At 30.4% G+C, this 21867-nt stretch carries 19 protein-coding genes; 3 read left to right on the top strand and 16 right to left on the bottom strand.

Features of this window, described 5'->3' with window-relative positions; translation table 11 throughout:
• Positions 1–185 precede the first annotated feature (185 nt).
• The 9 genes from AAC008_RS09540 to AAC008_RS09500 form a co-directional block, all read right to left on the bottom strand.
• A complete protein-coding gene (locus AAC008_RS09540; protein ID WP_339889028.1) occupies positions 186–4394 on the bottom strand; it encodes a fibronectin type III domain-containing protein in 4209 nt (1402 codons plus the stop codon).
• A gap of 190 nt (positions 4395–4584) precedes the next feature.
• Entirely contained in the window at positions 4585–5772 is a 1188-nt protein-coding gene (gene fabV / locus AAC008_RS09535) for an enoyl-ACP reductase FabV (protein WP_339889026.1), read from the bottom strand.
• Positions 5773–5842: 70 nt separating this feature from the next.
• Positions 5843–7495: a DNA repair protein RecN gene (gene recN, locus AAC008_RS09530; RefSeq protein WP_339889024.1), complete on the bottom strand. Its 1653-nt coding sequence runs from the start codon at positions 7493–7495 to the stop codon at positions 5843–5845.
• A 53-nt stretch (positions 7496–7548) separates the two neighbouring features.
• Positions 7549–8439, bottom strand: a complete 891-nt coding sequence (locus AAC008_RS09525; protein ID WP_339889022.1) for a DUF4835 family protein — start codon at positions 8437–8439, stop codon at positions 7549–7551.
• A gap of 1 nt (position 8440) precedes the next feature.
• Positions 8441–9661 (bottom strand): bifunctional phosphopantothenoylcysteine decarboxylase/phosphopantothenate--cysteine ligase CoaBC, encoded by a 1221-nt coding sequence (gene coaBC, locus AAC008_RS09520; RefSeq protein ID WP_339889021.1) that lies wholly within the window; start codon positions 9659–9661, stop codon positions 8441–8443.
• A 4-nt stretch (positions 9662–9665) separates the two neighbouring features.
• Positions 9666–9986, bottom strand: a complete 321-nt coding sequence (locus AAC008_RS09515; RefSeq protein WP_026716508.1) for a DNA-directed RNA polymerase subunit omega — start codon at positions 9984–9986, stop codon at positions 9666–9668.
• A gap of 1 nt (position 9987) precedes the next feature.
• On the bottom strand, positions 9988–10797 hold the full coding sequence (gene bamD, locus AAC008_RS09510; RefSeq protein ID WP_339889020.1) for an outer membrane protein assembly factor BamD: 810 nt from the start codon (positions 10795–10797) through the stop codon (positions 9988–9990).
• A 93-nt stretch (positions 10798–10890) separates the two neighbouring features.
• Positions 10891–11769 carry a 4-hydroxy-tetrahydrodipicolinate synthase gene (gene dapA, locus AAC008_RS09505; protein ID WP_339889019.1) on the bottom strand — a complete coding sequence of 293 codons (879 nt, stop codon included), beginning with the start codon at positions 11767–11769 and terminating at the stop codon, positions 10891–10893.
• A gap of 1 nt (position 11770) precedes the next feature.
• A complete protein-coding gene (locus tag AAC008_RS09500) occupies positions 11771–12289 on the bottom strand; it encodes a hypothetical protein (protein ID WP_339889018.1) in 519 nt (172 codons plus the stop codon).
• 43 nt (positions 12290–12332) lie between these two features.
• Between AAC008_RS09500 and AAC008_RS09495 the strand changes: the two genes are divergently transcribed.
• The gene (locus tag AAC008_RS09495; protein ID WP_339889017.1) at positions 12333–13115 is read left to right on the top strand and encodes a 5'-nucleotidase; all 783 of its coding nucleotides are present in this window, start codon (positions 12333–12335) and stop codon (positions 13113–13115) included.
• Between the two features lies 1 nt (position 13116).
• Positions 13117–14034, top strand: a complete 918-nt coding sequence (locus tag AAC008_RS09490; protein ID WP_339889015.1) for a metallophosphatase — start codon at positions 13117–13119, stop codon at positions 14032–14034.
• Positions 14035–14039: 5 nt separating this feature from the next.
• Here AAC008_RS09490 and ligA read toward each other — a convergent pair whose 3' ends face one another.
• The 5 genes from ligA to rpsF all read right to left on the bottom strand — a co-directional run bounded on the left by ligA (position 14040) and on the right by rpsF (position 17750).
• Complete coding sequence (gene ligA, locus AAC008_RS09485; RefSeq protein ID WP_339889013.1) at positions 14040–16043, bottom strand: NAD-dependent DNA ligase LigA; 2004 nt, start codon at positions 16041–16043, stop codon at positions 14040–14042.
• A 4-nt stretch (positions 16044–16047) separates the two neighbouring features.
• On the bottom strand, positions 16048–16521 hold the full coding sequence (locus AAC008_RS09480; RefSeq protein WP_339889011.1) for a DUF6495 family protein: 474 nt from the start codon (positions 16519–16521) through the stop codon (positions 16048–16050).
• A gap of 78 nt (positions 16522–16599) precedes the next feature.
• Positions 16600–17043, bottom strand: a complete 444-nt coding sequence (gene rplI, locus AAC008_RS09475; protein WP_339889009.1) for a 50S ribosomal protein L9 — start codon at positions 17041–17043, stop codon at positions 16600–16602.
• Between the two features lie 66 nt (positions 17044–17109).
• Positions 17110–17406, bottom strand: coding sequence for a 30S ribosomal protein S18 (gene rpsR, locus AAC008_RS09470; protein WP_026716518.1), 297 nt, complete (start codon positions 17404–17406; stop codon positions 17110–17112).
• A gap of 2 nt (positions 17407–17408) precedes the next feature.
• The gene (rpsF, locus tag AAC008_RS09465; protein WP_026716519.1) at positions 17409–17750 is read right to left on the bottom strand and encodes a 30S ribosomal protein S6; all 342 of its coding nucleotides are present in this window, start codon (positions 17748–17750) and stop codon (positions 17409–17411) included.
• 177 nt (positions 17751–17927) lie between these two features.
• Here rpsF and AAC008_RS09460 point away from each other — a divergent pair, with 177 nt between their 5' ends.
• On the top strand, positions 17928–18626 hold the full coding sequence (locus AAC008_RS09460) for a LytTR family DNA-binding domain-containing protein (protein ID WP_339889008.1): 699 nt from the start codon (positions 17928–17930) through the stop codon (positions 18624–18626).
• On the opposite strand, the gene priA is transcribed toward AAC008_RS09460, so the two are convergent.
• Together priA and AAC008_RS09450 are read right to left on the bottom strand one after the other, a co-directional pair.
• Positions 18623–21073, bottom strand: a complete 2451-nt coding sequence (gene priA / locus AAC008_RS09455; RefSeq protein WP_339889007.1) for a primosomal protein N' — start codon at positions 21071–21073, stop codon at positions 18623–18625. The two genes, AAC008_RS09460 and priA, sit on opposite strands and share 4 nt — an antisense overlap.
• 214 nt (positions 21074–21287) lie before the next feature.
• Positions 21288–21848 carry a chalcone isomerase family protein gene (locus AAC008_RS09450; protein WP_339889005.1) on the bottom strand — a complete coding sequence of 187 codons (561 nt, stop codon included), beginning with the start codon at positions 21846–21848 and terminating at the stop codon, positions 21288–21290.
• Positions 21849–21867 lie beyond the last annotated feature (19 nt).

The raw sequence follows: 21867 nt of genomic DNA, 5'->3' as shown, positions 1-21867 counted from the left end.
TGGTTTGTTTTGATTATAAAAATAACATAATAGCCAAAATAGTAAATAATACAAAAAAAAACAAATTATAACCATAAAACATGTGAATTATGCATAAAAATCACATATTTTATGATTATTGTTAAAAAAAAACAGTTGCAAAAAAATTGCAACTGTTTACTATAAAATTTTAAAGAATAAAATTTTTAGTTTTTAATTACTTTTATTGTTTTAACAACGTCTCCTATAGTAACATTAACAATATAAGCCCCATCTGTTAAGCTAGACATATCTAACTGTGTAGAAGTATTTTCAATTTTTTTAGTCAAAACAACTTGACCTAAAAGATTAATTACTTTAACAGAAGATATTTCTGAAGAATAAGATAAATTTAATACATCTTTAACTGGATTTGGATAAGCTATAAAACTTGTTGCATCAAATCCATTAACACCTAAAACAACTGCAACTGTAACAGCAAATGGCGCACTAGAACATCCATTTTCAATATTTACAGCATAATATGTTGTATTATCAACTAATTGAGTCCCGGCTGTTAATACATTCGTATTTGCTAAAGCATCAGCTTGTGACAAGTACCAAGAAACAGTTGTTGGTGTTACTACCAAATCTTCAATTGTTGCATCAGCAGCATTACTTACAGAAATACTTTGAGTAGCAGAACCTGAAGGTGTTGTTAAAGCATTAATAGTAATGTCATAATCTTCAGCCTCTCCATAACCATATGATGCACATGGATCAATTAAAGAGCCTATTGTGTTCCAAACATCTCTTACTCTCATTTTATGCAATCCAGCTTGAGCTGTACAAGGAATTTGTAATTGAATAGTTCCTGAGCCATTTGCCACAATTGATGTTGTAGTAAAGCCCATTCTCTCAGAAGCAGAGAAAGTTAAATCATCATTAAAATCGATCCAAACGGCTACATTTTGACTGCCAAAAGAACCAATAGTAACAACCAAATCATAAGTAACTCCAGGTTGTAAAGTAGCAGTGTAATTAGGTTGACCAGTAAAATATGTATAATATGGCCCAGTAGTAGCTGTTCCTGAATTGTTTGACAACGTAGTACCTGTAATAACAACATTGGAAATTAAATCATTACTTGAAATTCCTGTTGTATATATTGGAGAACAAGTACAACCTGTTACAAAAGTTGTAAAATTTTGTTCAATACATCCTGTTGCATCACCAACTGAATTAAATGGCACTACTTTATAATAATACGTCGTATTAAATGTTCCTACAAATGAATAAGAAGTCACATTTCCTACATCAACATTATTTAAAACATCAATACCTCCCGAAGTTGTTCCAATTGTTAATTTATACCCATCTGTTAATGGTGCTACATCCCATGTAATAGAAGTTGCAAAGTTTCCACATGCTGCATCTGGTGTAGCAACAATATTTGTTGTACATGATGGTGCTATTACTGGCAATAATTCCCAAGCAAAATCATCTAAATACATTGAAGCCGAAGATGCTGTAAATCCAGGATTCTTTAATGCTAAATGTTTAACACCAGCTGGAATTCCAGTCGGAACTACAACATATTCTTGAGTATTTGCAATTACAGTTGATGCTAAAGTAATATCTTGTAATAATACAAAAGTAGTTACATCACTTGGATCAGTTAAATATCCAACTTGTAAAACTCTATTTGCTAATGTTGCATACCCTTTAAACCTTAGTCTATGTGTATTTAACTGTAAATTAGATACAGCAGGTAAAATTGCATATGCCTCTGTTGGTGGGTTTGCTGTTCCACTTGCAAACATATATAGTCTATTTGCTGGAGACATTGGAGAAACCGCACCCGTTGTTAAATACGCAGAACCTGTACCACCTCTTGACCAACAATCTGCTATTGGATTTGCAGAACCTGTAGGAAATGAATCAAAACTTTCAGTATAATCTGTAACGTCATCACATTGTGTTTTAAATCTTGATGGTCCTGTCCAAGTACTTGAATCTGAAGTACTACAAACGGCTCTTACATAAAAATCATAAGTTGTGTTTGCAGCTAAACCAGTTAATGTAAAAGGGTTTGTCGGTGCTGGAACAACCATACCTGTTCCTTGTGTGTAACCAGGTGTTCCATATTCTATTTCCCATTGAGTTGCTGTTGCTCCTTCAGTCCATCCAATACTTGCTGTATTGTTAGTTATCATACTTGACACTAAGAAATTTGGTTCTACACAAGAAGGCAATGCTTCCCAAATTACATCATCAATGTAAACAGTAGAAGTTGAAGAAGGAAATCCTGGGTTTTTTATTGCTAAATGTTTAACTCCAGCAGGAATACCTGTTGGAACTACAGTAAATTGTTGAGTATTTGCAACTACTGTTGAAGGTAAGTAAACTTCTTGTATCTGAATAAAAGAAGAAACATCACTAGGATTAGTTAAGTATCCTATCTCAATAAATCGCCCTGCAATAGTAGCATAACCTTTAAATTTTAATCTATGAGTATTTGCTTGAAGATTAGAAACAGCAGGTAAAATTGCATAAGATTCAGTTGGTGGTGTTGCAGATCCACTTGCATACATATATAATCTATTAGAAGGTGACATTGGAGCAACAGCACCAGTTGCAATATAAACTCCATTAACAGCAGAACCAGCTTTAGCCCAACAGTCTGGTAATGGATTTGCAGAGCCAGTTAGATATGAATCAAAATTTTCAGAAAATTGAGTTACATCATCACATTGTGTTTTAAATAAAAACGGGCCAAACCAAGAACTATTTGTTGGACCAGTGCAAACACCTCTAACATAAAATTGGTATGAACTATTAGCTGTTAAGCCTGATAAAACATAAGGGTTAGCTGTAACACCATTAACCATTGTTCCAGAACCTAAAGAAAAACCTGTTAAACCGTATTGAATATCCCATACAGTTTCAGGCCCTCCATTTGTCCAACCAAGAGTTGCACTGTTGTTAGTTATCATTGTTGCTGTTAAAGCAGATGGTTCAACACAAGATGAATTAACCTCCCATTTTACATCATCAATATATGCTGTTGTGGAAGCACCTGCAACTAAATTAAATACTAATTGAGTAACACCTGCAGGAACTGTAGTAGGAATTACTGTAAATTCTTGTGTATTTGCTACAACTGTACTTGGCATTTGAAATGGTTCTAATTCTACGTAAGTAGTTGCGTCTCCTGGTGTTGTAAAATAACCAACACTCATGATTTTATTTGCAGTCGTACAATAGGTCTTAAATTTTAATCTATGCGTATTAGCTTGTAAATTAGATACTGGTGGCATTATTGCAAAGGCAGTAGTCGTTGCAGTAATATTCATATATAATCTATTAGCTGGTGACATTGGAGCAAGTGAACCTGTATTTGTGTATACATTATTAGATGTTCCAGCTTTACTCCAACATACTGGTAAGTTTCCTGTACCTGTTGGTGATGTATCAAAGTTTTCTACAAAAGCAGCTACATTGACACATAAAGTTGTAAAAGAAATTGGACCTGCCCATATACTTTTATCTGCAGCTCCACAATTACCTCTAACCCACATATAATAGGTTGTAGCAGGTGTTAATGAAGTTAATGAAGCTGTAGTAATTCCAGTAGCTGTTGTTCCTGTTGGAACTGTAGCAGGTAATGGAGCTGTATTTGAGGTAGAATAATAATATTCATAGCCGTTTTGAGGTTGAATAGCATTTTCTGTCCAAGCTACGTCAACAGAAGTTGTTCCTAAATTAGAAGTAACTAAACTATTTGGAGCATTACAAGAAACCACAAAATCAAAACCAATTAATGGTCTTCTATAATCTGTTGAAGCTAAAGATGCTGAAAGTGTTCCTGTTGTATTGTTACTATATTTAGTAGTATTACTATTTGATGTATTAGAACAAGGGGAAGTATATTCATAATTCCAAGAAATAGTTGAACTTGCAGTTGCATTGCTATATTCAAAAAATACAGCTAGATTTTGTGTTCCACTGTAAGTAAAGTTCGTTGCAAATGGAAATGATTTCCATCCAGCACTACTTCCAACTGCCAAAGCTGGATTTGAATCATAAACCAAAGTTGCACCAGTTGTTTCTGCAACCCAGTCAATAGCTGTTGCTCCCCAATCTGTTGCGGTAACTTCTTTTAAGTATATCTTAAAATTTGGTGTTCCTGCCATTGATCCAGTAGTTGTATTTCTTTGAAAATACATTGAATTCAATACTTGCCCATTAAGTGTAGTTAATTGAGAGGAAGGATAAATAACAGCTGTTCTGTTATTAGAATTTGCCGTTAATTGGCTATACATTGGTCCATAAGTCGTTGAGCCTAAATTGGAACACGAATTTATAGTCCACAATTGCGCATTTACCTGTAGTAAGGTAAATAACGCTAAAATTAATAAGGTAATTTTTTTCATTTTCTATGAATGATTAATTGTTAGTTAGGTCAAATTAAGACATAAAAAAAATGTAATCAAATCATGAATTTAAAAAAAATAAGCCTTTTAAAGTTTTATCACAAAATAGATTTAAATAGTTAAAATAACGTAAAAAAAAAACTCACAACTATTGTTGTGAGTTTTTATATTTTGTATGAAATAGATTAAATTAAATACTCGGGACCTGTACCATTTCATTAGCATCAGCTAAATAATCAACTCCTTCAAAACCGAATCCAAATAAATTTAAGAAGTCTTGTTTGTAACCTGCTAAATCTCCTATTTCAGATAAATTTTCAGTAGTCGCTTTTTCCCATAGCACTGCAATTTTATCTTGAATATCTTTTCTCATTTCCCAATCGTCAATTCTTATTCTTCCTGCTTCATCTAATGGAATATCTTTTCCTGTAAAAACTCTATCTGCATATAAACGCTGAATTTGTTCTATACAACCTTCATGAATTCCTTCTTCTTTCATTAATTTATATAATAATGATATATATAAAGGAATAACTGGAATTGCAGAACTCGCTTGTGTTACTAAAGCTTTATTTACTGAAACATACGCTTTTCCGTTAAGTTCTTTTAAATTATCTGTAATTTCAAAAGCTGTCGCCTCTAAATGATCTTTTGCACGACCAATGGTTCCTTTTCTATAAACTGGCTCTGTTAATGATGGGCCAATGTAAGAATAAGCAATAGTTGTTGCTCCATCAGCTAATAAATTTTCACTTTTTAAAGCTTCCATCCACATAGCCCAATCTTCACCACCCATAACAGTAACAGTGTTCTCAATATCTTCTTCGTTTGCTGGGTCAATTGAAACATTCGTAACATTACCTGTATGAAAATCTACAGTTTTATTTGTGAAATTTTGTCCAATAGGTTTTAAAGTTGAACGATGTAATATTCCAGTTTTTGGGTGCATTCTAACTGGTGATGCCAAACTATAAATTACTAAATCAATCTGACCTAAATCAGCTTTAATCATATCTAAAGTTTGTCTTTTTATTTCGTCAGAAAAAGCATCTCCATTAATACTTTTTGCATATAAACCTGCTTTAGTAGCTTCTTGTTCAAAAGCTGCTGAATTATACCAACCTGGTGAAGCTGTTTTTCCTTCTGATGGTGGTTTTTCAAAAAACACTCCAATTGTTGAAGCATCAGAACCAAATGCACTTGCAATTCTAGAAGCTAAACCAAAACCTGTTGAAGCTCCAATTACCAATACTTTTTTTGCTCCATCAATTTTTCCTTTTGATTTTACATATTCAATTTGATTTTTTACATTTTGTTCACAGCCTTTTGGGTGAGCTGTTAAACAAATAAATCCTCTCATTCTTGGTTCAATTATCATATTTTTATGTTTTTATTTAATTAGTTTGTAGTTATTAATTTTATTTGATAACAAATATAACTTGAATATTTTAGTTTAACAAAGCCTTAGCGTGATTGATTGCTGATTCAGAGATATCTTTACCTGAAAGCATTTCGGCAATCTCCACTACTCTTTCGTTATCTGTTAGTAATTTGATTTCAGAAATTGTATCGTTGTTTTGCGTAATTTTAAAGACCTTATAATGCTGGTTTCCTTTGGAAGCAATTTGCGGTAAATGTGTAATGGCAAAAACTTGCATCTTATTACTCATTACTTTCATGATTTCGGCCATTTTTAAAGCAATTTCACCCGAAACTCCTGTATCAATTTCATCAAAAATTATAGTTGGCAATTTTGAATAATCTGTTAAAACTCCTTTAATAGCCAACATTAATCTCGACATTTCTCCTCCAGAAGCTACCTTTTTTATAGGTTCTAATTTTGATCCTTTATTGGCTGAAAACAATAAGTTTATTTGGTCTTTTCCAAATTTATTATAGGTTTCAGTTGGTGTAATTTCAAACTCAAATTGTGCATCAGGCATTCCTAATTGCGTAATGATTTGGGTTACCTTTTCAATAAAAGTTATGGATGCTTTTTTACGTGCATCAGTTATTATTGTTGCTTTTTTGTCTAATGATTCTACTGAAGTAGTTATTTGATTCTCTAAGTTTTTAATCATAGAATCTATATCATCAAACTTAACTACTTTTTGCTCTAGGTTTTCTTGAATTTGAAGCAATTCTTCAATAGTGTTTACTTGATGTTTCTTTTGTAAATTATAAAGCGATTGCAACTTATTATTTACTAATTCTGTTCTGCTTGGATCATCTATAAGCTTTTCAGCCAATGATTCGTTTTCAGCAATAATATCTTCTATTTCAATTAAAGAAACTGAAATTCTTTCGTGTAAATCATTGAATTCTGTTGATATTGAAGCTATCTTTTGTAAACTAGATTTTACTTCATTTAAATTAGCTAAAAGTCCAATTTCTTCTTGGTTTGAAATTGAAATAACTTTACTAATATTTTCTTTTAAAAATTCAATATTATTTAATTTTTCAGACTCTAATTCAAGTTCTTCTTGTTCTCCAATTTTTAGTTTTGCTTTTTCTAATTCTTCAAATAAAAACAAATTGTATTCTTGTTCTTTTCCTAAAACTTCTTTTTCGGAAACAATCTTTTTTAATTCTGATTGAAGTGATTTGAATGTCTTTAATTCGCCTTGAAATAATTGAATAGCATTTTCATTATTGGCAACTTTATCTAATAAATTAATTTGATATTCTTCATTGATAATTTCGCGTGTTTGAAATTGCGAATGAATATCGATTAAATAATTACCTAGCTCTTGAAGTTCACTTAAATTAACCGGACTATCATTAACAAAAGCTCTAGATTTTCCTGTTGGTAATATTTCTCTACGAATTATAGTATTGTCATCATAATCTAAATCTAATGATTCAAACAATTGCTTTAGATTATAATTTGAAATAGAAAAATGAGCTTCTATAACGCATTTTTGTTCTTTATCTTTTAAAGCAGATAAATCAGCTCTATTGCCTAGAACTAAGCCTAAAGCACCTAAAAGAATAGATTTTCCAGCACCAGTTTCACCTGTTATTATAGAAAAATTTGAAGAGAAATTAATCTCTAAGGATTCTATAAGTGCGTAGTTTTTAATATATAAAGATTGAAGCATGTAGTTTGTAAATAAGCTTCAAATTTAAGCAAAAAGATAAGACTTAAAAACGCTTATCTAATTTTATTCCATTTACTTGAATTAAGAGGCGAAATTTTATTTAATATTTCTAATAATTCATTGTTTGGCATTGCAGGTCCACCAGAAAACACACTTACAATTTCATCTGATTTTGCATCAAAAAAAGTTCTAGTTAACAAAGCATTTGGTCTAACTTTATTAATTTGAGAAATGGTTTTTATAGCTTCCAGTATTTTCTCTTTAGCTGCTTTTTGATCTTCAGCCATAAAATCCAATCCTTTTAAATGATATTCGTACAACGCTTCTCTGTAAGGTGAATAAGTACTAGATAATATATCTGAAATAATGTAGTATCTATTGTTGTATTTTGCATCTGATTGACTCCAACCACCATAACCACTTGATTGTGCTAAATTCATTATACCAGAGGCTATTTCTAATTGTTTTGTTCCACCCATTTCTTCAAAAGAGTCTTTATCTAAACCAATAACAACATTGGAATAATAAGCTAAAATCGAAATTAAATTTGAAGTATAACTGTTTGGATCATAAATAAAATTCTCATATTCAATATATCTAAAGTTTACATCATTATCGTTAAAATTAACAATTGGCGAAGTATAACTAGAATTAAATATTGGTCTTGAAGATTGTAATTGTAATGTAGCTCCAAAATTATTTGAATCATAAGAAGCAATATTCAAGAAAAAAGAACATTCAATTTTTTCGTTTTGCTCATATTCTTGATTGGTGAATTTTGTATTATTTAAAAACTCCGTCATTTGGGTTTGAAGGGTTTTAAAAATTTGTGTATTAACATTCGTTACTCTATCATAATTAATTGTAACAGTAGCTTTTAACTCTTGAGCATTAGCATTATAAACAAGGAATAAAAAGGCAACTATAAATGTTAGTTTCTTCATTTTATATATTTTTTTTTTGAAAATATTGCACTACTTTTTCAATAATATCTTGTGCAACTTCTTCTTTAGATTTTAATTCTACTGGTTCTATTGAAAAGTTTTTATCTATAAAAGTAACTTTATTTGTTGGTTTTCCAAAACCAGCTCCTTCATCATTTAATGAATTAAGAACTATCAAATCTAAGTTTTTTTTCTGAATTTTCGCTTTTGCATTTTCAATTTCATTTTCAGTTTCTAAAGCAAAGCCTATTAAAAATTGATTTTTCTTTAATTCTCCTAAAGAGGCTAAAATATCTTTTGTCTTCTCTAACTCTATAGTTAACGTAGAATCGTTCTTTTTTATTTTTTGGGAAGCCACATTTTTTGGACGATAATCTGCAACAGCAGCAGCTGCAATGGCTACATCAACATTTAAAAAGTGTTTATGACATGCATCATACATTTCTTGTGCTGAAGTCACTTTTATCAATTCAACTAAATGATGATTTATGGTTTGATTAGAAGGTCCTGAAACTAAGACTACATTTGCTCCTAATTGAGCAGCCTCATAAGCAATATCATACCCCATTTTTCCTGAAGAATGATTTCCTATAAAACGAACTGGATCAATGGCTTCATAAGTTGGACCAGCAGTAATTAGTATTGTTTTTCCTTTTAAAGGCAATTTGCTTTCAATGTCTTTTTCTAAAAATGAAATGATATTTTCAGGCTCAGCCATACGACCTTCACCAGATAAACCACTAGCTAATTCTCCACTTTCAGCAGGAATTATAGTGTTTTTAAAACTTGCTAGCTTTTCAAAACTAGCTAAAGTTGAAGGATGTTTATACATATCTAAATCCATTGCTGGAGCAAAGTAAACAGGACATTTTGCAGAAAGATATGTTGCTAATAATAAGTTATCGCAAATTCCATTTGCCATTTTTGATAATGTATTGGCAGTTGCTGGTGCTATGACCATATAATCTGCCCAAAGACCTAAATCAACATGGTTATTCCACATTGCATTTTCGTCTTCTTCATTATAAAAATTGGAATAAACTGGTTTTTTTGATAAGGTAGATAATGTTAAAGAAGTAACAAAATCTTTAGAAGCAGGTGTCATTACAACTTGTACTTGAGCACCTGCTTTTATGAAGAGTCTAACTAAAGACGCTGTTTTATAGGCAGCAATTCCACCAGAAATACCTAGTAAGATTTTTTTACCGCTTAAAACAGACATATTTTTATTGGTTTTTTGAATCTCTATAATAGATTTTACCTTCTAACCATTCTTGAACGGCTAAAGCGTGAGCTTTTGGTAATTTTTCGTAAAATTTTGAAACCTCAATTTGTTCTTTGTTTTCGAAGATTTCTTCTAAACTGTCATTGTAAGTTGCAAATTCTTCTAACTTTTCAATTAACTCCTTTTTAATATCAGCATTGATTTGATTAGCTCTTTTTGAGATAATTGTAATCGCTTCATACACATTTCCTGTTGGAGCTTCAATTTCATTCTTGTTGTAAGTAACTGTGTTTACTGGAGCAGTTGTTTTCTTTAAATCCATCTTAATTATTTGAATATTGCGTTAATTCTCTTTCAATTTCTACTAATTGTTTATCAGCAGTGTCTTTGTATTTGGTATCGCTTCTAAATTTTATTAACGTTTCATAAGCCATTTTAGCATTAGTTAGACGTTCTTGTTTCTTTGAATCTACACTATTTAATGCATATTGATACAAAGTGTCAAATTTATAATAAAGAGCATCTTCTTTATACTTTGTTCCAGGATAATCTGCTAAAAAAATATCTAATACTTTTATTGGTGCATTAAAATCTCTATAATATTCAGCAATTGAGTTATATTGCTTAGCGATTTCGAATGCTTTTTTCTCTAATTTATCTGTCAATTCTTTAACCAAGACATTAGCCATTGGCATATAATCTGATTTTGGATAAGTGTCAATAAAGCTTTGTAATTTTTCTAATGCTTTGTATGTATCTGTTTGGTCTAAACTATATCTTGGCGATTTAGTATAAAAACACTTTGCACCTAAGAACGCAGCTTCTTCTCTTTTTTCGCTCTTAGGATAATTTGAAGCAAAACTTTCAAAGGCATAACCTGCTAAATAATACTGCTCAGTTTCGTAATACGATTTTGAAAGCATATAAAATATTTTCTCAGCATTTGGCTTCCCTCTTAAAGAAGGACTTGCTTGTTCTAATAGAGCAATTGTTTTTTTGTATTTTCCGCTTTCATAATAATCAGCCGCTAATTTTGTTTTAACAGCTAAATCATCAGATTTTAATGCTTTTTGGTATTCACTACATGAGCCAAAAGCAAATGCGATAAGAAGTATGTAAATTATTTTATTCATCAATGTTTTTTTAACTTATTAAGTTCTAAATTGATAGACCATAAAAAGCAGTCGGCAAATTTAGGGAATATTTATGGAGTATAAAAATCTTTTTTAGCTTATGTTTTTTGTAAAACCGTCTAATCTTTTAGACAAATTATCATCAACATTCACCAAAGGTAATCGAACCGTATTTTCAGATAAACCTCTAGATTTAAAGACTTCTTTAATTCCAGCAGGATTTCCTTGTTCAAATATCATATCAATTGAATCCGCTAATTTGTAATGTAGTTCATAAGCTTCATTCACTTTTCTTTGTAACCCTAATCGTACCATTTCTGAAAATTCTTTTGGAAAACCTTCTCCAATAACAGAAATAACTCCTGCTCCACCTGCTAAAACCATCGGAAGTGTTATCATATCATCACCAGATATTACAAGAAAATCTTTTGGAGCATGTTGAATTAGTTTCATAGCTTGAACAATATCACCAGCTGCTTCTTTAATTGCAATTACATTTTTAAAGTCTTTTGCTAATCTAACAACTGTTGATGGCAACATATTACTTGCTGTTCTTCCAGGTACATTGTACAAGATTATTGGAAGTGGCGAAGCTTCTGCAATTCTTTTAAAATGTTGGTAAATTCCTTCTTGCGTAGGTTTGTTGTAATATGGTGAAACTGACAAAATTGCAGAAAACCCAGTAAAGTCTCTAGCTTGAAGTTCTTCTACTACTTCCAAAGTATTATTTCCTCCAACACCTAAAACCAAAGGTAATCTTCCTGCATTTGCTGTTTTAATTGTTTTAATAACCAATTCTTTTTCAGCTTTATTTAATGTTGCAGATTCTGCAGTTGTTCCTAAAACAACTAAATATTCAACTCCACCATCAATTACAAAATCAACAATTTTAGCTAAAGCCTCAGTATCAACTGAAAAATCTTTTTTAAACGGTGTGACTAAAGCAACACCAGTTCCTACAAACATTTGCATATTATATCTTTTTTAAAATTTTTAAATAATCAAATAAAATTTGAGCAAAATCAACGTATTTTTCGACAAAAGTGTTGATAAAAAAATGATTCAAATCTTTATTCACAGAAGCAAAACCAACTTTAAATTTAGCTTTAGATAAAGTTGTAATCAACTCCAAATCAGCATTACTTTCATCATAATAATTAACCAATAAATCAAAAGGAAAAGCTACAAAATTATCAATTTCTCCTTTAGAAAAACTTCCTGTAAAATTTATGTCATTCTTTGTGTAATATGGATATTCTATACTTTCGTTTTTCTTTGCTTTTTTTCTGTAAACTAATAAATTCACTTTAAATTGTCCATTGGCATATTTTTTAAATTCATTTATCAATTTATCTTTATCCAAAAAGTGAACTCCATCAACAAGAACACCAATTGTTTTGACCGGCTCGTTGTTAACAGCTGACAATCCTAAAGCTAATGATTTTTTAATCTGCTTTTTTACCAAAAAATCTTTAATAGTTCTATAAAACATAGTATTTTTACCAAACACAAATTTAAATTATTCATCTTACATTATGATGGTAAAAGTAAAAAAGATTAACTCATTTTCATTCTATTTTGTTATATTATTAACATTTATTACTCTAGTTTCTTGTAAATCAAAAAGCTATTATAATTATGAGGTTAGAGGAAGTAAAATAAACGTCAACGAATCGTCAAATTCTGACCCTTCAATAGAACAATTTATCGCTCCTTTTAGAACACATATTAACAAAGATTTGGACAGCGTTTTAGCTTTTTGCCCCGAAACTTTAGATAAAAGCAAAGGAAAATGGGAAACGAATATTGGTTTATTTATGGCCAATGTGACCTATAATTTAGCTAATCCAATTTTTTTGAAACGTGAAAATAAATCCATCGATATTTGTTTGTTAAATCATGGTGGTATTCGTTCTACACTACCAAAAGGAGATGTAACAACTCGTTCAGCATTTAATATTATGCCTTTTGAAAACAGCGTTATTGTTGTTGGATTATCTGGCATAAAAATTAGAGAATTAGCTGAATATATAATTAGTGAAAGAAAACCACATCCATTACATGGTTTAAAAATTTATTTGAATAAAAGTGGTGAAATTTCCAAAATAGAAATCAACAACCAACCAATTGACGACACCAAAACTTATTATGTAGCAACATCAGATTATTTATCAAATGGTGGCGATAGCATGACATTTTTTGTAGATAGTCAACTAAAATATGATTTGGATTATAAATTGAGAAATCTGTTAATTGATTATTTTAAAAAAGTTGATACACTTGAAATGTTTAATGAACAAACCGTAATTGAAGAATAAGATGAAAAGAAGAGAATTCATAAAAAATACAGCAGCAACTTCAAGTTTATTGACTTTTGGAGGACTATCCTTAACTAGTTTTGACTCTGTTGAAAATATAAAAAAACTGACTATTCTTCATACCAATGATACACATAGTCATATTGATCCATTTCCTGCTGATGATCCGAAAAATCCTAATCAAGCTGGAGCGGCTCGAAGAGCTACAATAATTGATAAAATTAGGTCTGAAGAAGATAATGTTTTGCTATTAGATGCTGGAGATATTTTCCAAGGAACACCTTATTTTAATTACTATGGTGGTGAATTAGAATTTAAATTAATGAGCATGATGCAGTATGATTTAGGTACTTTAGGAAATCATGATTTTGATAATGGTATCGATGGTTTTTATTCACAATTACCTCACGCAAAATTTGATTTTGTTTCGGCTAATTATGATTTTAAAAACACCGTTTTAGATGGAATTGTAAAACCTTATAAAATATTTCAAAAAGCTGGTTTAAAAATTGGCGTTTTTGGTTTAGGTGTCGAATTAGAAGGATTGGTTGACAAAAAACTGTACAAAGAAACGGTGTACAATAATCCTATTGATATCACAAAAGACATCGTTCGTCAATTAAAAGAAGTTGAAAAATGTGATTTGATTATTTGCCTTTCTCATCTAGGATTCAAATATAAAAATGAACCCGAAAAAGTTTGCGATATTCTTTTAGCTCAACAAACAAAAGACATTGATTTAATAATTGGTGGACACACACATACTTTTTTAGACAAACCTGTTGTTGAAAGAAATAGTGACGGAAAAGATGTACTAATCAATCAAGTTGGTTGTTATGGAATAAATCTTGGTCGAATAGATTTCTATTTTTCAAAGGATGAGAAATACGCTAATCAAACCAAAAACATTGTTGTTTAATTCTTTTATATTGTATTCAATAATTCATTAAATTGAAATTCATTTATAATTGGAATATTTAATTGATTGGCTTTTTCTAATTTTGATGGTCCCATATTGTCTCCAGCAATAACATAATCGGTTTTTGACGATATTGAACTCCCTACCTTTCCACCATTATTTTCAATGGCTTTTTTTAGATCATCTCTAGAATAAATTTCAAAAACTCCAGAAACTACAAATATTTTGCCTTTTAATTTATCAGAAACCGTTGTGTCATTAGAAGCATTCATTTCTAACTGAACTCCATAGTTTTTCAATCGTTCAACGATAAGTCTATTATCTTGATTTTCAAAGAACAACACTACACTTTCTGCAATTTTTTCTCCAATTTCATCAACTAAAACTAAATCCATTAAAGTTGCATTTGCAATTGCATCAATATTTTTATAATGTTTGGCTAACTTTTTGGCTACTGTTTCTCCAACATAACGAATTCCTAAAGCGTACAAAACACGTTCAAAAGGAACTTGTTTAGAATCTTCAACACCTTTTATCAAGTTTTCGGCTGATTTTTCTGCCATTCGCTCCAATGGAATAATTTGTTCTTTTTGCAATTCATACAAATCAGCGTAATTTGTAACTAAACCTGCATTGAATAATAAAGCAACTGTTTCTCCTCCAAGACCTTCAATATCCATTGCTTTACGCGAAATATAATGTTGAATTCTTCCGATGATTTGTGGTGGACAACCATAAAAATTTGGACAATAATGATTGGCTTCACCTTCAATTCTGACTAATTCTGTGTTACATTCTGGACAGTTAGTAATATATTTTGTAGGTTCAGAATTTGCTTTTCTTTCAGCTAAATCAACAGCAATAATTTTTGGAATAATTTCCCCTCCTTTTTCAACAAAAACAGTATCATTTATTCTAATATCTAATTTTTCAATTTGGTCTGCATTATGCAAAGATGCTCTCTTTACTATTGTTCCAGCTAATTGAACAGGTTCTAAATTGGCAACAGGTGTGATTGCTCCAGTTCGTCCGACTTGATAAGAAATTGAGTTTAAAACTGTACTAACTTGTTCCGATTTAAACTTATAAGCCATAGCCCAACGTGGTGATTTTGCGGTATAATCTAATTCATTTTGGTATTGAATTAAATTTACTTTCACCACTACTCCATCCGTTTCATAAGGTAAATCGTGACGATGAATATCCCAATAATCTATGAACCGAAAAACCTCATCCAAATTTTTAGCTAATTTGGATTGATTTGGCACTTTAAATCCCCAATCTCTAGCTTTTTGTAAAGCTTCATTTTGTGTATTTAAGTCTAAATTATTTCCTATAATTGAATATAATAAACAATCTAAAGGTCGTTTTGCAACCTCAGCACTGTCTTGTAATTTTAAACTTCCAGAAGCTGTATTTCTTGGATTTGAATAGGGAGTTTCACCAATTTCAATTAAATCTTGATTCATTTTCTCAAATCCTGCAAAAGGCAATACGATTTCACCACGAATATCAAATTTATCAGGATAATCTCCTTTTAATTTTATGGGAACAGCTTTTATAGTTTTGATGTTGTTCGTTACATCATCACCTTGAAATCCATCACCTCGTGTTACAGCCCTTTTAAGCAAACCATTTTCATAACTAATACTAATTGAAGCTCCGTCATATTTTAGCTCGCAAGTGTATTCTAAAGCAACATCTCCAACTATCTTTTTGCAACGTGTTTCCCAATCCAACAAGTCTTCTTTGGAATAAGAATTATCTAAAGAATACATCCTATATTCATGTGGAACTGTTTCAAAATTTTTGGTAATTGTTCCACCAACTCTTAAAGTTGGGGAATTTTCATCAAAAAACTCTGGATGTTTTGTTTCTAAATCTTGTAATTCTTTTAATTTCACATCAAAATCATAATCAGAAATCGTTGGATTATCTAATGTATAATAATTGTAATTATGCTGATTTAATTCGGCACGAAGCTTTGTAATAGTTTCTAAAACGTTCATAAAACTAGTTATTGATAAGATGTTCTAATTTTGAAAATAATTCACCTTTGCTAATGATTCCACCTTCTTTTATAATTTTAAAAAGCGCTTGATTTCTATCTTGAGAAATATCTTTTTTTCCTTTTTGGATTTCTACGCTGTCTGAAAACATATTTTCACTTAACCAATTAATGCCTTCTTTGGTAAGGAAATCGACTTTTTTGTCGTTGGTATTTATTACTAACGAATAAACCATAGTGTCAATACATTTGAATAAAAAGATATAATTGGTAGAAAAATGATCAATAAAATTGACATTTGTTAGAGCTCTTTCCCAAATTAAATCTGAAAAAACGTCAATTTCTTGCATTGCAACTTGAGGTTTATTGTTTTTAATTTCATCCCATTCTTTTTTATCAATAGATTGAGTAGCAAGGAAATTTATAAATTCAGGATGTAATTCTTCTAATTGTTCTTTTGTAAGTCTAGCGTATTTCATTAATTGATGTAAATAGAAATGTAAAGATAAAAAAAAAGCCTTCCAAATTGGAAGGCTTTTAATAGATATTTATAAAAATTATGCTTTATCAGCAATAACTTCATAAGCTAATTCTACAATTACATCTCTGTGTAATCTTACGTTAGCTGAATATTTACCAGTACGTTTAACGATTCCACTTGAAATGAATTTTCTATCAATTGAATGTCCGTTACTTGCTAAAGCTTCTGCAATATTAGCATTTGTGATAGATCCAAATAATTTTTCTCCACCTGCTTTTGCAGAAATTTTAATTTCTAGAGCGTTTAATGCTTCTGCAATTTTATTTGCATCATCCACTAATCTTTGCTCTTTGTGTGCTTTTTGCTTTAAATTTTCAGCTAATACTTTTTTAGCTGAAGGAGTTGCTAAAATTGCAAATCCTTGAGGAATTAAAAAATTACGACCGTAACCGTTTTTTACTGTTACAGTATCGTCTTTAAATCCTAAATTTTGAACGTCTTGTTTTAAGATAAGTTCCATGTTGTTGTCCTTTTAAATAGAAGTTAGGTTTCGTTATGTTGAAAACCAACAACTTAATTATTAATATTATTTCATTAAATCGGCTACATACGGCATAATTGCAATATGTCTTCCTCTTTTGATTGCTACAGATACTTTTCTTTGGTATTTTAAAGAAGTCCCTGTTAATCTACGTGGTAAAATTTTACCTTGTTCGTTAACGAATTTCAATAAGAAATCTGCATCTTTATAATCGATATACTTGATACCCGATTTTTTAAAACGACAATATTTCTTTTGTTTGTTTGTATCTATATTTAAAGGAGTAAGATATCTAATATCTCCCTCTTTTTTACCTTTTGCTGATTGCTCTAAAGATGCCATAATTAGTTTGATTTAGCTTTTAATTTGTCTCTTCTTCTTTCTGCCCACGAAATTGCGTGTTTGTCTAATGATACAGTTAAAAAACGCATAACTCTTTCGTCACGTTTAAATTCTGTTTCATAACCTACTAGAATATCTGCAGGTGCTTCAAATTGAAATAAGTGATAAAAACCACTTTTTTTGTGTTGGATTTCGTAAGCTAATTTTTTTAAGCCCCAGTCCTCTTTGGCTACCATCTTTGATCCTTTAGAAGTAAGAAAATCTTCAAACTTGCTAACTGTTTCCTTTATCTGTTGTTCAGATAAAACGGGATTCAAGATGAAAACAGTTTCATAATGATTCATACTATAAAATTTATTTTGTTATAAAATTGGGTGCAAAAGTAAGTGTTTTATACATAACTAACAAACATTTTCAAACAATTTATTGTAATTAAATAAAGCCCTTATTTTTCTGAATAAATTTGTGTATTATAATGATTAGCAATATATTTACGCCGTAGTAACACATGAATTTGATAAATGAAATTAAACTGTATAGTTGTTGATGATAGTGCATTGCAGCGAATAACTGTGTCCAAACTTATCAATGATAATCAATTTTTACAGCTTGTAGGTGAATTCTCCAATGCAACTGATGCTAAAAACTGTATATCAACAAAAAACATTGATTTAGTCTTTTTAGACATTGAAATGCCTGTAATTAATGGATTTGATTTTTTAGACGGTTTAAAAGTTAAACCACAAATTATTTTCATAACAGTTAAAACTGAATATGCCCTAAAAGCATTTGATTACAATGCTACTGATTATTTACACAAACCCTTAACAAAAGAACGCTTTAATTTAGCCGTTTCTAAAGCTTTTAATTTATTTACACTTCAAAAAGAAACGAATGAAGAAGATGAAGATTTCATCTTTATTAAAAGTAATTTAAAAAAACTAAAAATATTTACTTCAAAAATAAGATGGGTTGAAGCTTTTGGAGATTATGTTAAAGTAATCACAGAAGATGATAGCCATTTAGTACTTTCTACTATGAAGGCATTTGAAAAAGATTTGCCAACTGATAAATTTATTAGAGTACACAAATCGTATATTATTAATATAAGCAAAGTGGAAACTTTCAATAGCAAATTTGCAGAAATTGATACCTTTAAAATTCCGCTTAGTAGAAACAAAAAAGACAACTTAATGGAAGCCTTAAAAAAGTCTTCTTAATAATTATCTACATTTATAGTAACTTTTATAGCTCTATAAAACCCTATAGCCTCAAAACTATTCATTATTTTATGGATAGTTTTTTTGGTTAAAGACAAGTTCTTTTCTTTTGGAATTTTAATTAAGACAGTTCTAATGTATTGGTTTCTAATCCTACTTATGGCTGGTTCTTCTGGTCCAAGAATTGGCATTGGTAAATTTTGAGACAACACATTATATAACCACATTGAGCCTTCTTTTAATTTATCGTAATCTTTATGCTTTAAAGTCAGTTTGATTAATTTATAAAAAGGTGGATATTTAAAATTCTGACGTTCATAAATCTGTTCCTTAAACATCGAAGCATAGTCATTAGTCAGAACCTGCTGAATTGTATTATGAAATACATTATAAGTCTGAATCATTACCAAACCTTTCTTTTCAGAACGACCAGAACGACCTGCAACTTGAGTCATCATTTGAAAAGCTCTTTCGTAAGCCCTAAAATCGGGTTGATTTAATAAATTATCTGCATTTAGAATTCCGACTAAAGTCACATTATCAAAATGCAATCCTTTGGCTAACATTTGTGTTCCTACTAATATATCTACTTCCCTATTTTTGAAAGAATCTATAATTTTTTCGTACCCAAATTTTCCTCTAGTTGTGTCTTGATCCATTCGGCCAATATTTTTATCTGGAAAAATGGCTTTTAACTCTAATTCTATTTGTTCTGTTCCAAAACCTTTTGTAGTTAGTTCAACGGATTGACATGCGTGACAATGGGTTGGATTCGCAATTGAATACCCACAATAATGACAGCGCAATTGGTTTTTGTGCTTGTAATAAGTCAGACTCACATCACAACTTGGACAATTGGGAACGTGACCACAAGTAATACATTCTACATAAGGTGAAAATCCTCTTCTATTTTGAAACAAAATGATTTGTTCTCCTAATTCTAATGCTGTTGAAATTCCTTCTATTAATTCATCTGAAAAATGTCCGTTCATTCTTTTTCTGAAATACTTATCTTTTAAATCGATAAGTTTAATTTCAGGTAAAACAACGTTTCCGTATCGCTCGGTTAATTCGACTACCTTATATTTATTGGTTTTAACATTATAATAGGTTTCTAAGCTTGGTGTTGCACTTCCTAATAAAATTTTAGCTTGATGTTGTTTAGCCAATACGACTGCACAATCTCGAGCGTGATATCTTGGTGCTGGTGCTTCTTGTTTGTAGGTTTGTTCGTGTTCTTCATCAACGACAATTAATCCTAAATTTGAAAAAGGCAAAAATAAAGCACTCCTAACTCCAATTACGACTTTAGCTTTTTCGGAGTTTTCTAAAACTTGATTCCAAACTTCAATACGTTCATTATTTGAATATTTGGAATGAAAAACAGCCACTTGATTTCCAAAATAAGCTACTAGTCTTTGGACTAATTGTGTTGTAAGAGCAATTTCGGGCAACAAAAACAACACCTGTTTCTCTTTATTGATTTGTTCTTCTATGAGTTTGATGTAAATTTCGGTTTTACCTGAAGCTGTTACACCATGTAGTAATGTAATATCGTTATCAAGAAAACTTTCTTCAATTTGGTCAAAAGCTTTTTGTTGGGGTTTACTTAGCGTAAAATGACTATCATCTTCTTTTTCAAAAATAACTCTGTCTTGATTGATGAAGTATTCAATAAAAATATCTTTATCAATTAATGTTTTTACGATGGCTGAAGAACTTCCTGAAAACTCAATTAATTGTTTGACAGAAATGGGTTTTTTCTCTTTAGCTTGAAGTTGAAAATAAGATAAAACCAATTCGCGTTGTTTATTGGCTCTTGATAATTCCTCTACTAAAACAGCTAAGTTTTCTTGTTTTAAAAACTCTTCTTGTAGTTTTATGTAGCGAACTTGTTTGGGTTTGTATTGCTCTGAAATTTCTTCTTGCAACTGCAAAGCTCCTTTTTCTAACAAACGATTTAAAACTGGAAAAACGGTTTTCTTTCCTAAAATCTTAACCACATCGTTAACTGTGATTGAGGATTGTAATTTTAAAGCTTCAAAAATTAGGTATTCGTCGTCTTTTAATTCGTTTTCATCAATTTCAGCCTCTTTTTTGGAAGTAATAATCGTTTCACTTTCCAACATATATCCAGAAGGCAAAGCAGATTTAAAAACTTCTCCCAAAGAACACATATAATAGGACGCAATCCATTTCCAATGGGCTAATTGAATTTCGTTTACAATAGGTTTTTCATCAATAATCTGATGAATTTCTTTGGCTGTATATAAGTGTGGTGGATTGTTGTTTTTACCAATTACTAAAGAAGTATACACTTTGGTTTTTCCAAAAGGCACTGCAACGCGCATTCCAATGGAAACATAATTAAATTCTGCTTCTGAAACCTCATAAGTAAAGGTTTTATCAACAGCTAACGGTAAAACGACTTCTATAAAAAACTGCATTTAGCAAATGTAAAAAAAAGTGTTCAGTGTTCAGTTATTAGTTGGCAGATTATTTTCTGATTTTCTTTAACCACATAGGCACATAGATTTTACTTTGTGTTTCAGTCGTTTTACTATAAATAGAAAACATAGCTATTACTAACTTCAATTACTCATGTGTAAAAAAAAACACCTCCAAATTGGAAGTGCTTTTCTTTATTTATTTGTTGAGAAATTATTTTCCTAACATTCCGTCTTTTAAATCGTCATCAGCTGGTTTTTTTCCTAACCAAATTCCGAACAATGCTTTTTTGAAATCATATCCATCAATAGAACCTTTTTTTGCTCCATTTTTGTAAACGTGAACTTCATCACCATCATACATAATGATAAAAACATCTCCTTTTACAATTTTCTCTTTAAAGAACCCTTTAAATTTATCGATTTTTGATTTTAATGCTGTTGTGTTTTTACCAGTAGAGTTATCAAATCCTTCATTTATTGCACTAATCATTTTCTCAGAAGTAATCATTCCTGAAACAATGTTCAATTTAATTGCTGCAGCGTCTTTACTATCAACTACATCTTGACCATTTGTTGTCTTTTTAGTAGTATATAAAGATCCAACATAAAGATCCATCCAAAATTTCTCTCTAGTTCCTGCACCGTTTAAAGTAAGATCTTTTCCTTCTAAAGAAAGTTTTCCATCTACTTTTACTCCAGAAACTGTTGTTTGAGCATTAAATGTAAATGTTGTAAATGCTACTAAAAATAATGCTAAAATCTGCTTTTTCATAATTATTGTTTTTAATTTT

The sequence above is a fragment of the uncultured Flavobacterium sp. genome (genome assembly GCF_963975515.1).
GTDB lineage: Bacteria > Bacteroidota > Bacteroidia > Flavobacteriales > Flavobacteriaceae > Flavobacterium.
Note: the sequence above shows the minus strand (reverse complement) of the source record. Positions and strands in the feature narration are given on the sequence as shown.